The organism is Streptomyces sp. NPDC002206, from assembly GCF_053593595.1.
Map to the genome: position 1 here is coordinate 1 of NZ_JBSFCW010000006.1, position 15,792 is coordinate 15,792.

The 15,792-nt window shown below is 71.1% G+C and carries 11 protein-coding genes; 7 read left to right on the forward strand and 4 right to left on the reverse strand.

Features of this window, described 5'->3' with window-relative positions; all coding sequences use genetic code 11:
- Window positions 1-448: 448 nt before the first annotated feature.
- The 4 genes from ACWCP8_RS13960 to ACWCP8_RS13975 all read right to left on the reverse strand — a co-directional run bounded on the left by ACWCP8_RS13960 (window position 449) and on the right by ACWCP8_RS13975 (window position 6,106).
- Window positions 449-2,848, reverse strand: a complete 2,400-nt coding sequence (locus ACWCP8_RS13960; RefSeq protein WP_451116091.1) for a transglutaminase TgpA family protein — start codon at window positions 2,846-2,848, stop codon at window positions 449-451.
- 10 nt (window positions 2,849-2,858) lie between these two features.
- Window positions 2,859-4,247 carry a DUF58 domain-containing protein gene (locus ACWCP8_RS13965; protein ID WP_355993542.1) on the reverse strand — a complete coding sequence of 463 codons (1,389 nt, stop codon included), beginning with the start codon at window positions 4,245-4,247 and terminating at the stop codon, window positions 2,859-2,861.
- Window positions 4,247-5,302, reverse strand: coding sequence for an AAA family ATPase (locus ACWCP8_RS13970; RefSeq protein WP_451116093.1), 1,056 nt, complete (start codon window positions 5,300-5,302; stop codon window positions 4,247-4,249). The genes ACWCP8_RS13965 and ACWCP8_RS13970 overlap by 1 nt, the downstream gene beginning before the upstream one ends.
- A 240-nt stretch (window positions 5,303-5,542) precedes the next feature.
- Window positions 5,543-6,106, reverse strand: a complete 564-nt coding sequence (locus ACWCP8_RS13975) for a beta-class carbonic anhydrase (protein ID WP_383930213.1) — start codon at window positions 6,104-6,106, stop codon at window positions 5,543-5,545.
- A 380-nt stretch (window positions 6,107-6,486) separates the two neighbouring features.
- Here ACWCP8_RS13975 and rsmH point away from each other — a divergent pair, with 380 nt between their 5' ends.
- The 7 genes from rsmH to murD are packed head-to-tail and all read left to right on the forward strand — an operon-like array spanning window position 6,487 to window position 15,697.
- Entirely contained in the window at window positions 6,487-7,452 is a 966-nt protein-coding gene (rsmH, locus tag ACWCP8_RS13980; RefSeq protein WP_352264296.1) for a 16S rRNA (cytosine(1402)-N(4))-methyltransferase RsmH, read from the forward strand.
- Between the two features lie 49 nt (window positions 7,453-7,501).
- Complete coding sequence (locus ACWCP8_RS13985; protein ID WP_451116096.1) at window positions 7,502-8,050, forward strand: FtsB family cell division protein; 549 nt, start codon at window positions 7,502-7,504, stop codon at window positions 8,048-8,050.
- Between the two features lie 4 nt (window positions 8,051-8,054).
- Window positions 8,055-10,037, forward strand: coding sequence for a peptidoglycan D,D-transpeptidase FtsI family protein (locus ACWCP8_RS13990; RefSeq protein ID WP_451116098.1), 1,983 nt, complete (start codon window positions 8,055-8,057; stop codon window positions 10,035-10,037).
- Window positions 10,038-10,055: 18 nt separating this feature from the next.
- The gene (locus ACWCP8_RS13995) at window positions 10,056-11,795 is read left to right on the forward strand and encodes a UDP-N-acetylmuramoyl-L-alanyl-D-glutamate--2,6-diaminopimelate ligase (protein WP_451116100.1); all 1,740 of its coding nucleotides are present in this window, start codon (window positions 10,056-10,058) and stop codon (window positions 11,793-11,795) included.
- 4 nt (window positions 11,796-11,799) lie between these two features.
- Window positions 11,800-13,206 carry a UDP-N-acetylmuramoyl-tripeptide--D-alanyl-D-alanine ligase gene (locus tag ACWCP8_RS14000; protein WP_355993524.1) on the forward strand — a complete coding sequence of 469 codons (1,407 nt, stop codon included), beginning with the start codon at window positions 11,800-11,802 and terminating at the stop codon, window positions 13,204-13,206.
- Window positions 13,203-14,273 (forward strand): phospho-N-acetylmuramoyl-pentapeptide-transferase, encoded by a 1,071-nt coding sequence (mraY, locus tag ACWCP8_RS14005; protein WP_030919322.1) that lies wholly within the window; start codon window positions 13,203-13,205, stop codon window positions 14,271-14,273. The genes ACWCP8_RS14000 and mraY overlap by 4 nt, the downstream gene beginning before the upstream one ends.
- Window positions 14,270-15,697: a UDP-N-acetylmuramoyl-L-alanine--D-glutamate ligase gene (gene murD / locus ACWCP8_RS14010; protein WP_352264301.1), complete on the forward strand. Its 1,428-nt coding sequence runs from the start codon at window positions 14,270-14,272 to the stop codon at window positions 15,695-15,697. Before mraY ends, murD begins: the two co-directional genes overlap by 4 nt.
- Window positions 15,698-15,792: the final 95 nt, after the last annotated feature.

Sequence of the window (15,792 nt, forward strand, 5' to 3'; positions counted from 1 at the left end):
ACCCGCGAACTCGGCACCCGGGGCTTCGAAGTCGCCTTCGTCGGTGCCGGCCACGGGCGACTGCTGCGGGTCCTACGGACTACTTCCTGGAGCTGGGCATCCAGGTCCGATATCTGCACAGTGACGTCGACACGCTGCGCCGCATCGAGCTGGGGTGCCCGCGCCCCCTTGAGGCGCTGGCCCAGTACGCGATTCTGACGGGGGGGGGGTGGGGGGCGGCCCCATCCCGGCGCCCGCCCCTCACCCATGTCTACGTACCGCCTGCGCCGCCGTGCGGGCGCCGTCCTTCGATTTCCCCCACGGCCCGCCAAGGGCCGGCGAAGGTCCTCCCACCGGGCAGCGACCCATGCCGCTCACGGCGTTTGCTCCTACCCCTGGACGGGCCGAAAATCGAGCCCGTCCGTCCGGCGACGAGGACGGAGCGCGGCCCGGTGGCCGCGCTCCCTTCTCAGCCCCGCTGGCGGGAGGGCCACGGCGGCAACCTGCGCCACCGCGCCGCCCACCGGCCGATGAGCGCGGACCAGCTTTCGGACGCCGCCCAGATCACCCGAACGGCCGAGCGTGGTGCCACCACCGCGCGGATCCGGGCGAAGCGGTCGGCGGAGGCCCGCAACCCGTTCCGCACCGTCTCCACGTCCTCGGAGAGCCCGGTGGCCGCCCGGGGCTGCGGGGCGTACAGCACCTGCTCCACGGCCCCTGCCACCCGGTGCACGGCAGCGGCCTCGTCGGTGTCCAGCCGCCCCAGCCGTACCATTCGCGCTGCCGCCTTGCGCGGGGTCAGCGAATCGTCGGGGCCGATGCCGTGGTCCCACGCCGTGTCAGTGATCTCCCGCCAGGCCGCCAGCGTTCTGGCGGTCGCATCCGCGGGCGTACGCCCTGCGGACGAGTTCAGCCTGCGCGTACGCACCCGAACCCGCCAGAACAACGGCAGGAGCAGCAGCGCGAGCACCAGCAGGGCCGCCAGAACCGTCCAGACGATGGTGCCCACCGGCGTCCCCGGGTCCTTCGGAGCTGCGGCGCCCGGCGCCGTCGACGAGCCGCACTCGCCCAGCCTGCGAAGCTGCGGCGGGCAGCTGTCCGACGCGGACGGCGCGGCCGACGGCGCGGCCGAAACACTCGCCTGCGGACGGCTCGGGTTGGCCGAGCCGCCCGTGGGGGCGTCCGACAGGGTGTACTCGGGCGCACTGCCCCGCGTCGGGGTCGGCTCGAAGCGGGTCCAGCCGATGCCCTCGAAGTACAGCTCCGGCCAGGCGTGCGCATCGCGCAGCCCCACCGACACCGAACCGTCCGACTGCGCGGTGCCGGGCGTGAAGCCCACCGCGACCCGGGCCGGAATGCCCAGCGTCCGCGCCATCGCGGCCATCGTGAACGAGAAGTGGACGCAGAAGCCCCGCTTGGCCTTCAGGAACCGGCCGATCGCTGCCGAGCCGGTGCCCGAGGTCACCGAGGTGTCGTAGCTGAAGCGGCCGTCCAGGGCGAAGAAATTCTGTAGCTTCACCGCTCGCTCATAGTTGTTGGTGGCACCCTTCGTCACCTGCTCCGCCGTCTCCTTGACCACCTTCGGCAGCGAGCCGGGTACCTCGGTGTACTCCCGCCGCATCGCGGCCGACGCCGGGCCCACCGCGGCGAGCTGATCCGCGGTCGGCTGCACCACCAGGCTGGAGACCCCGTACTGCGCCCCGCGGGTCGTCTGGCCGCGGTCTCCGACGAGGGTGCGTCCCGCGCGCTCGTACCGCCAGTGCCCGCCGATCTTGATCTCGGTCGCCGGGTAGGGGAGCGGAAGGTAGGTCTGCTGGTACGAACGGGACGCGGAGATGTTCGACCTGATCTCCGTGACGGCGACGTCCGCGGCCAGACCGTCCGGGTTGGGGAGCCGCTTCGGCACGTCCTGCAGGCTGCGCCGCGAGGGCCGCCACTCGCTTCCGGTGAACTGGTCCAGGGCCAGGATCCGCAGGTAGAAGTCCTGCGGGCTGCCGGAATTGGTGCGGTACGACATCACCTCCCGGTTCTCCGGCTGGTTCAGATCGTTCTGCAGCGAGACCAGCGGGTTCACCGCGGAGATCGTGCCGCCGCCTCCGCCCTTGCCGGACCCGCTCCCCGTACCGGTCAGCCAACCGCCGTTGAGCGCGGACGTCGGTACGGCCAGGGCGATCCCCAGCGCCAGCGCACCGATCCGCCGACCGGTGCGGACCGGGGCGAGCGGCCGGCCGCCCGACATGTCGATACCGGCCGCAAGACCGTTCGGTGACCGGCCCGTGCCGCCGAAGACCCGCCCCCACTGGGAGATCCGGTCCCGGCCCTCGGCCAGCAGCAGGATCAGATAGCCGGCGGCCGCCAGCAGGAACCACAGCCGGCCCGCACCACCGGAGAGTCCCGCGGCGACCGAGTAGAGGGCGAGGAGCGGCAGCCCGGCCGGAGCCGCGCTGCGGAACGTCACCGCGAGAGTGTCCACGGCAAGACCGATCAGCAGCACACCGCCGACCAGCATCAGCCGGATGCCGTCCGTCGCGGGCGCCGGGATGGCGTACCTCCCGACATCGTCCGCACCCGCGGTGAGCAGGTCAGCGAGCCGCTGGACGGCCTCGGGACCGGGCAGGAAACCGATCAGGGCCTGCCCCCGGGCGAACACCACGGTCAGCAGCACCAGAGTGACGAGGAACTGCACCGTGACGATCAGCAGCCGCGGCAACGGCACCCGGCGGGCGAGTGCGCCGACCCCGCTCTGGATCGCCAGCAGGAACGCGGCCTGCACGATCCAGGCGGCCGGGTCGACCAGGGGCAGCATCGAACCCGCTGCCAACAGCGTCGCCGCAAAGGCGCACAGCGCCAGCCGACCACGACCGCTCATGACCGTCCCCTCATGACCATCCCCCGGTGAAACCTGTCGTACCGCCCGTGACGCCGCCCGACAGGGCGGACTGCGTCACGGCGCTCTGCTGTCCCGCCAGCTGCCACAGCTCGGCGAGATCGGCCCCGGGCTTCACCAGGACCGCTGTCCAGCCCGATTCGCGCAGCAGCCGCAGGCGTTCCTCCGCCCCCGCGACAGCGGCGTCGTGCGACTCTCCCTGCACCCAGGCATCGCTGTCCAGCACGAACGCGACGGCGCCGCCGCTGCGCTGCCGCATCCGGGCCGCCACCGCCGCCTGTTCCTCGTCCAGATCGCCGAAGAAGGCGACCAGCAGCCCTTGGTTGCCGCCGCGCAGCACGTCGTACGCGCGCGAAAGGCCGCCTCCGTCGGAGTGGTCGACGACCGCCAGCGTGTCCATCATCAGTCCCGCCGAGTCGGCGGACTCGTGGGTCGAGCCGGCGAAGCCGCCCTCGCCCTCGCCCGGCACCGAACTGCCGTCGTCCGTCAGCAGCCGCACCGCGAAGCCCCGCTCCAGCATGTGCACCAGCGCGGATGCGGCCCCCGACACCGCCCATTCGAAGGCCGAGTCGGGTCCGGTCCCCTGGTAGGCGATCCGCCGGGTGTCCAGCAGCACCGTGCATCTGGCCCGCTGCGGCTGCTCCTCGCGGCGCACCATCAGCTCGCCGTAGCGCGCGGTGGAGCGCCAGTGGACCCGGCGCAGATCGTCGCCGTGCCGGTAGCCGCGCGGAATCACGTCGTCCTCACCGGCCAGTGCCAGCGCGCGCTGCCGCCCCTCGCCGTACCCGGAGGCCTCGCCCGCCAGCCGGACCGGCGGCAGCGGCTCGGTCCGCGGGATGACGACCAGAGTGTCGTACGCACTGAACGAGCGGGTCAGCTCGCACATCCCGAACGGATCGCTCAACCGCAGCTGCAGCGGTCCGAGCGGATACCGCCCGCGCAGATCCGACCGCACCCGGTACGACACCTCGCGTCGGCCGCCCGCCTCCACCCGGTCCAGCACGAACCGGGGCCGCGGCCCGAGCACATAGGGCACCCGGTCCTGCAGCATGAGCAGCCCGGTGGGCAGCCGCGACACGTTCTCCATCCGCAGGTGCACCCGCGCCTCGGTGCCCGCGGGCACCCGGGACGGGGAGAGCCGCCGGGTGCCCGCGACCCGGTAGCGGGTGCGGAACAGCACCGCCACGCAGACCAGAGGCAGCGCGGCGAGCAGCAGCCCGACCCGCAGCAGGTCGCCCTGGCCCAGGACATAGGCGCAGACCGCAGCCGCGATCCCGGCCGCGAGGAAGGACCGCCCGCGTGTGGTGAGCCCGCCGAGCGCGGCCCGCAGACCGCCCTTGTCGTCGCCGTCGTTCATCGCGGCCGGCCCCCCTGCTGCCATCACACCCGCCGCATGCCGGGCGGCTGCTGCCGGCCGTACGTCACGGGGCCCGGCTGGTGCTGCGGCGGCGCCGGGACGGTCGCACCGCCACCCGCGGTCGGCACCGGCGTCTGCTGCAGGATCTCCAGCACGACCTGCTCCGCGGTACGACGGTTCAACTGGGCCTGCGCGGTGGGCAGCAGCCGGTGCGCGAGCACCGCGACCGCCAGCGCCTGCACATCGTCGGGCAGGCAGTATTCCCGCCCGCTCAGCGCCGCCGAGGCCTTCGCCGCGCGGAGCAGATGCAGCGTGGCGCGCGGCGAGGCGCCGAGCCTGAGATCCGGGTGGACACGGGTGGCCCCGACCAGCTCCACCGCGTACCGCCGCACGGATTCGGCCACATGGACAGTCCGTACCGCCTCGATCAGCTTCACGATGTCGTGGGCGTGCGCCACCGGCTGCAGATCGTCGAGCGGCGAGACCCCGCCGTGCACATCGAGCATCTGCAGCTCGGCCTCCGCGCTGGGATAGCCGATCGACACCCGGGCCATGAACCGGTCGCGCTGGGCCTCGGGCAGCGGATAGGTGCCCTCCATCTCCACCGGGTTCTGGGTGGCCACCACCATGAAGGGGTTCGGCAGTTCGTAACTGTGCCCGTCGATGGTGACCTGGCGCTCCTCCATCGACTCCAGCAGCGCGGACTGCGTCTTGGGCGAGGCGCGGTTGATCTCGTCGCCGATCACGATCTGGGCGAAGATCGCGCCCGGTTTGAATTCGAAGTCGCGCCGCTGCTGGTCGAAGATGGACACACCGGTGATGTCGGAAGGCAGCAGGTCCGGTGTGAACTGAATGCGCCGCACCGAGCAGTCGATCGACCGCGCGAGTGCCTTGGCCAGCATGGTCTTGCCCACCCCGGGGACATCCTCGATGAGGAGATGCCCCTCTGCGAGCAGCACGGTCAGCGAAAGCCGAACGACCTCAGGCTTGCCCTCGATCACAGACTCCACCGACCTGCGCACCCGCTCCGCTGTGGTCGTCAGATCTGTGAGGCTCGCTCGATCGTCATAGGTCGTCACCCGGCCCTCCTCGGCCCTGCCCCACGCTCTCAAGGAGCAGGGGATACCCCAGTCACGGGCCGATGCGCTGTAGTTGGCCCGGCCACCCCGAAAAACGAACACCCTCCGGAACGGTCCGGTGGGATGTCACACCCGCATTCTTGTTGCCGTTACCGCTTCGTGTCACTCGCCTGTGGATAAGTGGGTGCGAAATGTCAGGGTCGGGGGTATTTTCAGTGCCCGGAAAAAATCTCGCGAGCGTCAGCTGACGGGGTGGATCTCGCGCAGCAAGCCGCTGGTCACGTCGAAGACGAAGCCGCGGACGTCATCGGTGTGCAGGAGGAACGGCGAGGTGCGGACGCGCTGCATCGACTGCCGTACGTCCTGATCCGCGTCCTTGTACGCCTCCACCGCCCAGACCGGCCGCTGGCCGACCTCCGCCTCCAGCTCCTGGCGGAACTCCTCGGTGATCGACTCGAGGCCGCAGTTGGTGTGGTGGATGAGTATGACGCTGCGGGTGCCGAGCGCCCGCTGGCTGATGGTCAGCGAGCGGATCACGTCGTCGGTGACCACGCCGCCCGCGTTGCGGATGGTGTGGCAGTCCCCGAGCGCCAGGCCGAGCGCGTCGTGGAGGTCGAGCCGGGCGTCCATGCAGGCGACCACGGCGACCTGCAGCACCGGCCGCGCGTCCATACCGGGATCGTCGAACTCGGCCGCGTAACGGATGTTCGCCTCGACCAGGCGGTCGGTGACCGTACCGCCGGTGCGGGCCCGGCCGGCAGCGGGTGCGGGGTGCTGAGCAGGGGACTGCGCGGAAATCGACATGGATATGACGTTAGCTCTCGCGGATCACGTTGGCGTGCTGTGAGAAGGGACAAAGAACGTCAACGAGGCTTGTTGTGAGGTAACCCACAGGCCTTGGGGCAGGTCACTCGACCGAGTGAAGAGAGGGCGGGCCGACGCGCTACCCGGTTGATTGATCGGGAATCGATCGAATGGCAGGGTGGACTAAAGTGACGGGAAGTTACCGACACCTTGCACATTCCGAAGATTTCCCCTGTGTGCGCGGCGTACGTACGGCCCGGCCCTCTCCCGCTCGCCGGTCGGCCGACGCCACTTCCCCGGCGCCGGCGGACCTCCCCTTCCGAGCGGGCGGGGACCAGGCCGTACGTGCAGCCACACGGGACCTGAGCCTGAGAGGGCGCATGAGCCAGACCCGACACGTCCCGGTGATGCTCCAGCGATGCCTGGACCTGTTGGCCCCAGCTCTGGAGGTGCCGAGTCCGCAAGAGCCCGTGGTCGTCGACTGCACCCTCGGTCTCGGCGGCCACAGCGAGGCCCTCCTCGCCGCCTTCCCGTCCGCTCGGCTGATCGCGCTGGACCGGGACAAGGAGGCGCTGCGGCTCTCCGGTAAGCGGCTCGCCCCGTACGGTGACCGAGCCACGCTGGTTCACGCCGTCTACGACGAGCTGCCCGAGGTGCTCGCCCGGCTCGGCGTCCCCAAGGTCCAGGGCATCCTGTTCGACCTCGGCGTCTCCTCCATGCAGCTGGACGAGGCCGACCGCGGGTTCGCGTACGCCCAGGACGCCCCGCTCGACATGCGGATGGACCAGACGACCGGCATCAGCGCGGCCGAGGTCCTCAACACCTATCCGCCGGGCGAGCTCGTCCGGATCCTGCGTGCGTACGGAGAGGAGAAGCAGGCCAAGCGGATCGTCTCGGCGATCGTGCGCGAGCGGGAGAAGGAACCGTTCAGCAACAGCGCCCGGCTGGTCGAGCTGATCCGTGACTCACTGCCGCAGGCCGCCAAGCGCACCGGCGGCAACCCCGCCAAACGGACCTTCCAGGCGCTGCGCATCGAGGTCAACGGCGAGCTCTCCGTCCTGGAGCGGGCGATCCCGGCCGCCGTGAAGTCCCTCGCCGTGGGCGGCCGGATCGCCGTCCTCTCGTACCACTCGCTGGAGGACCGGCTGGTCAAGCAGGTCTTCGCGGCAGGCGCGGCCAATACGGCGCCGCCCGGACTGCCCGTTGTCCCCGAGCGCTATCAGCCGAGGCTGAAGCTCCTGACCCGCGGTGCGGAGCTGCCCACGGAGGAGGAGGTCGCCGAGAACCGGCGCGCCGCCCCCGCCCGGCTGCGTGGCGCCCAGCGGATCCGCGAGGAGGAGCGATGAGCGCAGCCGGCCCGGCCGGTACGGCACCGGGAGAGGCCGAGGTGACGCGGTGAGCGGACCGGCAGGACAGCTCAAGGGGCGGGCCGCGCGGCTCGCCCGGCTGATGCCCTCCGGGTCCAGCAGCGCGGCCCGTACGCCCTTCGTCCTGCTGGTCGTGCTGCTCCTCGGCGGCGGCCTGATCACCCTGCTGCTGCTGAACTCCGCGCTCAACGAGGGATCGTTCAGGCTGAGCGAACTGAAGAAGCGGACCACCGATCTCACCGACGAGGAGCAGGCCCTCCAGCGCGACGTCGACGGCCGCTCCGAGCCGGACGCGCTGGAGCGGCGCGCCCGCGAGCTCGGCATGGTGCCCGGCGGCAGTCCCGCCTTCCTCAACCCGGACGGTACGGTCCGCGGCGTCCCCTCCGAGGCCGTCGCCCAGCGGACCCGGGCGCCCGCGGCCGCGCCGCCTGCCGACGCCTCGCCGTCGAAATCCGTACCGCCCCCGGCCCCGCCGTCGGCTTCCGCCACGTCCCCGGCCCCGCCCGCCACGAAGCCCAGCACCTCGGCAGCCCCGCCTACCCCGGCACACCAGTCCTCGACCAGTCCCGGCAGGTGACGCAGTGCCCTCGAAGGAACCGCCGCGCCGTCGGGTCCCCGGCCCCGCGCGCCCCCGCAGCGCCGCAGCCGGCTCGGGCCGCCCCCGGCCCCCCGCCCGCCGCCCGTCGTCGGTCCCACGCGGCCGCGCCCCGCGGGGGCCGTCGGCGCGCCCGCTGCGCCTCGGCAGCCCGCGCCCCCGGCTGCGCCTGGTCAGCCTGGGGCTGACGCTCGTCATGCTGGCGTTTGTCGTCCGGCTCCTCCAGGTCCAGGCCGTCGACGCCAGCGCGTACGCGGCCAAGGCCGAGGAGAACCGCTACCTCGAGTACACGATCTCCGCCGAGCGCGGCGAGATCACCGACCGCGGCGGCATCGCTCTGGCCATCAGCGTCGACGCGTACGACATCACCGCCGATCCCAAGATGTTCACGCCCGAGGACAGCAAGACCCCGGACGCCCCGCAGCAGGCCGCGGCCCTCCTCGCCCCCATCCTCGGCGTCGACGCCGAGGAGCTGACGAAGAAGCTGTCGAAGCCGAAGAGCCGGTACGCCGTCCTGGCCCGCCGTCAGACCCCACAGGTCTGGAAGCAGATCAAGGACCTCAAGTCCGTCTTCGCCGAGAAGGCCCAGAAGGACAGGGCAAACGGCGGCCCCGGAGCCAATGTGCTGGCCGGCATCTTCCAGGAGTCGACCACCAAACGGGTCTACCCCAACGGTGGGCTGGCCGCCGGGATACTGGGCTATGTCAACGCCGAGGGCAAGGGTGCGGGCGGCCTCGAATCGCAGCTGGACAAGGAGCTCGCGGGAGAGGACGGCAAGATCAAGTACGCCCAGTCCGGCGGCCGCCGGGTGCCCACCGCCGGCACCAAGGAGGTCCCGGCCGTCGCCGGTGCCGACATCGAGCTGACCATCGACCGGGACATCCAGTGGGCCGCTCAGAAGGCCATCTCGGACCAGGTGAAGAAGTCCAAGGCGGACCGCGGCTATGTGATCGTGCAGAACACCAGGACCGGCGAGGTCCTCGCCATGGCCAACGCCCCGGGCTTCGACCCCAACGACCTCTCGCAGGTCGATGCGGCGTCGCTGGGAAACGCAGCCGTGCAGGACGTGTACGAACCCGGCTCCACCAGCAAGGTCATGTCCATGGCCGCCGTCCTGGAGGAGGGGGTGGCCACCCCCGGTACCCATGTCACCGTCCCCAACCGGCTCCACCGCGGCGACCGGCTGTTCAAGGACGACATCGACCACGCCACCTGGTATCTGACGCTCAACGGCGTACTCGCCAAGTCCAGCAACATCGGCACCATCCTGGCCACCGGACAGCTCGGCAAGACGCAGGCAGAGGCCAACAAGGTTCTCTACTCGTACCTGCGCAAATTCGGCATCGGCAGCCCGACCGGACTGGACTACCCGGGCGAGACGCCCGGCATCCTCGCCAAGCCGCAGGACTGGTCGACCTCGCAGCAGTACACGATCCCGTTCGGCCAGGGACTCTCGCTCAACGCCATGCAGGCCGCCTCGGTCTACTCGACGATCGCCAACGGCGGTGTCCGGATCCAGCCCACCCTGGTCCGCGGCACCAAGGGCGCCGACGGCCGCTTCACCCCCGCGACCACCCCCGAACAGACCCGGGTGATCAGCGAGAAGACCGCGAAATCGCTCGCGGGCATGCTGGAGTCGGTGGTCGGTGACGAGGAGGGCACCGGCATCAAGGCCCGTATCCCCGGCTACCGGGTCGCGGGCAAGACCGGCACGGCCAACCGGGTCGATCCGGTCCGCGGCGGATACCACGGCTACACCGCGTCCTTCGCGGGCTTCGCGCCCGCCGACAACCCGCAGATCACTGTCTACTGCGCGATCCAGAACCCGACGAAGGGCGGCTACTTCGGCGGCCAGATCTGCGGTCCCATCTACAAACAGGTCATGGAGTTCGCGCTGAAGACGCTCCAGACCGCACCGTCCGGGAGCAGGTCCGCGCACCTGCCGGTGTCCTTCCAGCCCGGCGAGTGAACTCGGGGTAATCAGCCAGTGACAACCATCACCCCCGATCCCGGGAACCGGAACGGGAACCACCCGGGAGCGGCCCCCTCACTTCGCGAGAGGCAGGGTGCGCCCGGTACGCTCACCGCCGTGCCCCACGCTGAACAGTCCCAAACCATCCAGAAGGACGCCCCTGTGAACTACCCGGGAGCGCCCCGCCCGGATCGACTCCGGCCGACCACCCTCGGCGAGCTGGCAGCCCGGCTGGGAGTCGAATCGCCCGGATCCGGCGAGGTCACCGGGATCACCCATGACTCGCGGGCGGTACGGCCCGGCGATGTGTACGCGGCGCTGCCCGGCGCCCGCCTCCACGGCGCCGACTTCGTCGCCCAGGCGGCCGGCCTCGGCGCGGCGGCGGTCCTCACCGACCCGGCGGGCGCCGAGCGCGCCGCCGCCACCGGACTGCCGGTGCTGGTCACCGAGAACCCGCGCGGCCGGATGGGCGAACTCGCCGCGGAGATCTACGGGCGGCCCGGCGCCGACCTCCTGCAGATCGGCATCACCGGAACGTCCGGGAAGACCACCACCGCGTATCTCATCGAAGGCGGCTTCCGTGGCGCCGGACGCAGCACCGGTCTGATCGGCACCGTCGAGACGCGGATCGGTGACGAGCGCATCAAGTCCGAGCGCACCACCCCCGAAGCGACCGACCTCCAGGCACTGTTCGCCGTCATGCGCGAGCGCGGCGTCGACGCGGTCACCATGGAGGTCTCCAGCCACGCGCTGGTGCTCGGCCGGGTCGACGGCTGCGTCTTCGACGTCGCCGTCTTCAACAACCTCAGCCCGGAGCACATGGAGTTCCACTCCGGCATGGAGGACTACTTCGCGGCCAAGGCCCAGCTGTTCACCCCGGAGCGCAGCCGGCGGGGCGTCGTCAACTTCGACGACGAGTACGGCCGCAGGCTGATCACCGGGGCGTCCGTTCCGGTCGTCACCTTCTCCGCCGAGGGCCACCTGGACGCCGACTGGCGCGCCGAGGACGTCGAAGTCGGCCCGCTGGGCTCCACCTTCACCGTTGTCGGCCCCAAGGGCGAGCGGATCAATGCCAGGGCTCCGCTGCCCGGCCCGTTCAACGTCGCCAACACCCTCGCCGCGATCGTCACCCTGGCCGTCGCGGGCGTCGCCCCGCAGACCGCGGCCGACGGGGTCGCCGCCGTCCCCGGAGTCCCCGGCCGGCTGGAACGCGTCGACGCCGGGCAGCCGTACCTCGCGCTCGTCGACTACGCGCACAAGACCGACGCCGTCGAGTCCGTCCTGCGCTCCCTGCGCAAGGTCACCGAGGGCAAACTGCACATCGTGCTCGGCTGCGGCGGCGACCGCGACACGACAAAACGCGGACCGATGGGGGCGGCGGCTGCCCGGCTCGCCGACACCGCCGTGCTGACCTCCGACAACCCCCGCTCCGAGGACCCTCTGGCCATCCTCACCGCGATGCTCTCGGGCGCCGCCGAGGTGCCCGTCCACGAGCGCGGCGAGGTCCTGGTCGACGCCGACCGGGCCGCCGCCATCGCCACCGCGGTCGCCCGCGCCCGGCCCGGTGACACCGTGCTGATCGCCGGCAAGGGCCACGAACAGGGCCAGGACATCCACGGAGTGGTACGCCCCTTCGACGACCGTACGGTGCTGCGCGCGGCCATCGCCCGGTCCCTGGGGCAGGAGAGCGCCGACGAGGCCCCGAAGGACACCCCGGACCTCGCCCACACCCACGAGAACAACAGTCAGGGATGACCAAGTGATCGCCCTTACCCTCGCCGAGATCGCCGATATCGTCGGCGGGCAGTCGTACGACATACCGGATCCGGCAGCGACCGTCAGCGGGCCTGTCGTCATCGACTCCCGAGCGGTGGAGCAAGGCAGCCTGTTCGTCGCCTTCGCCGGCGAGCGGGTCGACGGCCACGACTATGCGCAGCGCGCCGTCGAGGCGGGTGCGGCAGCCGTACTGGCCACCCGTCCCGTCGGTGTCCCGGCGATCGTCGTCGACGACGTCGTGGCCGCGCTCGGCGCCCTCGCCCGGGCGGTCGTCGGACGGCTCGGCACCGCGGTCGTCGCCCTCACCGGCTCCGCGGGCAAGACCTCCACCAAGGACCTGATCGCCCAGCTCCTGGAGCGCAAGGGCCCCACCGTCTTCCCCGCGGGCAACCTCAACAACGAGATCGGACTGCCGCTCACCGCCCTGCGCGCCACCGAGAGCACCGAGCACCTCGTCCTCGAGATGGGTGCGCGCTACATCGGCGACATCCGCTACCTCACCGGCCTGGTCCCGCCGCGGATCGGCCTCGTCCTCAATGTCGGCACCGCACACATCGGCGAATTCGGCGGCCGCGCGCAGATCGCCGTCGCCAAGGGCGAGATGGTCGAGTCGCTCCCCGAGGACGGGGTCGCCGTCCTCAACGCCGACGACCCGCTCGTGCGCGCCATGTCCTCCCGTACGAAGGCCCGGGTGCTGCTCTTCGGCGAAGCCGCGGATGCGGACGTACGGGGAGAGAAGGTCCGTCTCACCGACGACGGCCGCCCCGCTTTCACGCTCCACACACCCACCGGGTGCAGCGATGTGACCATGCGCCTGTACGGTGAGCACCACGTGTCGAACGCGCTCGCCGCGGCCGCCGTCGCCCATGAGCTGGGCCTGTCCGCAGACGAGATCGCCGAGGCGCTCTCCGAGGCGGGCACCCTCTCCCGCTGGCGTATGGAGGTCACCGAGCGTCCGGACGGCGTGACGTTCGTCAATGACGCCTACAACGCGAACCCCGAATCCATGCGAGCAGCGCTGCGCGCGCTGGTCGCCATGGGGAGGGGCCGGCGTACGTGGGCGGTGCTCGGCCCCATGGCCGAGCTCGGCGACGCCTCGCTCGCCGAGCACGACGCGGTCGGACGGCTCGCCGTCCGGCTCAACGTCAGCAAGCTCGTCGCGGTCGGGGGCAGAGAAGCCTCCTGGCTGCAACTGGGCGCATACAACGAGGGTTCGTGGGGTGAGGAGTCGGTGCACGTGTCCGACGCACAGGCTGCCGTCGACCTGTTGCGCAGTGAACTGCGCGCGGGAGACGTCGTGCTGGTGAAGGCGTCCCGGTCGGCCGGCCTGGAAAAGGTCGCCCAGGCACTGCTGGAGAACTCGACCGAGGGCGAGGTCACCGGCCGATGAGGCAGATCCTCTTCGCAGGGGCCATCGGGCTCTTCCTGACCCTGGTCGGTACCCCGCTGCTGATCAAGCTCCTGGCCCGCAAGGGATACGGGCAGTTCATCCGTGATGACGGCCCGCGCAGCCACGGCAGCAAGAAGGGCACGCCCACCATGGGCGGCATCGCCTTCATCCTGGCCACGCTGATGGCGTACGTCCTGGCGAAGGTGATCACCGGCGAGCAGATGCGCTTCTCCGGTGTGCTGGTCCTGTTCCTGATGACCGGCATGGGTCTTGTCGGGTTCCTCGACGACTACATCAAGATCGTCAAGCAGCGTTCGCTCGGTCTGCGGGCCAAGGCGAAGATGGCCGGCCAGCTGATCGTCGGCATCGCCTTCGCGGTGCTGTCGCTCCAGTTCGCCGACGGCCGCGGCAACACCCCGGCCTCCACCAAGCTGTCGTTCGTCACGGACTTCGGCTGGTCGATCGGCCCGGTGCTGTTCGTCGTCTGGGCGCTGTTCATGATCCTCGCCATGTCCAACGGCGTGAATCTGACGGACGGTCTGGACGGTCTGGCCACCGGCGCCTCCGTGATGGTCTTCGGCGCGTACACCTTCATCGGGCTGTGGCAGTTCCAGGAGTCCTGCGCCAACGCGGTCTCCCTGACCAACCCCAACGCCTGCTTCGAGGTCCGCGACCCGCTCGACCTCGCGGTCGTCGCCTCCGCGCTGATGGGTGCCTGCTTCGGCTTCCTGTGGTGGAACACCTCGCCCGCCAAGATCTTCATGGGTGACACCGGTTCGCTGGCACTCGGCGGCGCGCTCGCGGGTCTCGCGATCTGCTCCCGCACCGAGTTCCTGATGGCCATCCTCGGCGGCCTCTTCGTGATGATCACCATGTCCGTGGTCATCCAGGTCGGCTCCTTCAAGATGACCGGCAAGCGGGTCTTCCGGATGGCGCCGCTCCAGCACCACTTCGAACTCAAGGGCTGGTCCGAAGTCCTTGTCGTGGTCCGGTTCTGGATCATCCAGGGCATGTGCGTGATCGTCGGACTCGGTCTCTTCTACGCAGGGTGGGCAGCCGCCAAGTGAGCAACCAGGACTGGCAGGGCAAGCACGTCACCGTCGCCGGGCTCGGTGTCAGCGGCATCCCCGCCGCCCGTGTCCTGCACGGCCTCGGCGCCGTCGTCACCGTGGTCAACGACGGGGACGACGATCGTTCCCGTGCACAGGCCGCCGAGCTGGAGGCGCAGGGAATCACCGTGCGCCTCGGCGACGGGGCGACCCTGCCCGAGTCCACCGAGCTCATCGTCACCACCCCCGGCTGGAAGCCCGACAAGCCACTCTTCGCAGCAGCCGCCGAGGCGGGCGTCCCGGTCTGGGGCGACGTCGAGCTCGCCTGGCGGCTGCGCGGCCACGCCGGCAGGGAACCGGCCCCCTGGCTCGCGGTCACCGGCACCAACGGCAAGACCACGACCGTACGGATGCTCGCCTCGATCCTGGAGGCGGCCGGGCTGCGCACCGCGGCCGTCGGCAACATCGGGGTCTCCCTGCTGGACGCGGTGCTCGGCGACGAGACGTACGACGTACTCGCCGTCGAGCTCTCCAGCTACCAGCTGCACTGGGCGCCCTCGCTGCGCGCCCACTCCGCCGTCGTCCTCAACCTGGCGCCCGACCATCTCGACTGGCACGGCTCCATGGAGGCGTACGTCGCGGACAAGGGCCGGATCTACGAGGGCAACCGGGTCGCCTGCGTCTACAATGCGGCCGACAGAGCCACCGAGGACCTGGTCCGCCAGGCGGACGTCGAGGAGGGCTGCCGCGCCATCGGTTTCACCCTCGGGACCCCTGGCCCGTCCCAGCTGGGCGTCGTCGACGGGATCCTCGTCGACCGGGCCTTCGTGACCAACCGGCAGAAGCAGGCCCAGGAGCTCGCCGAGGTCGGGGACGTCAACCCGCCCGCCCCGCACAACATCGCCAACGCCCTGGCGGCCGCGGCGCTGGCCCGCGCGTTCGGCGTCGAGCCCAGGGCGGTACGGGACGGGTTGCGGGCCTTCCGCCCCGACGCGCACCGCATCGAGCATGTCGCGGACGTCGCCGAAGTCGCGTACATCGACGACTCCAAGGCCACCAACACCCATGCTGCGGAGGCCTCCCTCGCGGCGTACGACCCGATCGTCTGGATCGCCGGCGGCCTCGCCAAGGGCGCCGCCTTCGACGAGCTGGTGAGCGGGGCCGCGAAGCGGCTGCGCGGTGTCGTGCTGATGGGCCGCGACCGGGCACTGATCCGCGAAGCCCTCACGCGACACGCCCCCGAGGTCCCGGTCGTCGACCTCGACCGGACCGACACTGGGGCGATGTCGGAGGCGGTCCGCGAGGCGGCACGGCTCGCCCGGCCGGGAGACACCGTACTGATGGCCCCGGCCTGCGCCTCCATGGACATGTTCGCCAATTACAACAAGCGGGGCGAGGCATTCGCGGACGCGGTCCGCGCACTCGCCGACGAGAGCGCCTGACGGGCCCGGCCACCGCGCCGTACTGTCCCGGAGAACCGGGTACGGGCGGCTCCGCCGCGCGCCCCGGCCCTCGGCAGCAGCCCCGGGCACGAGCA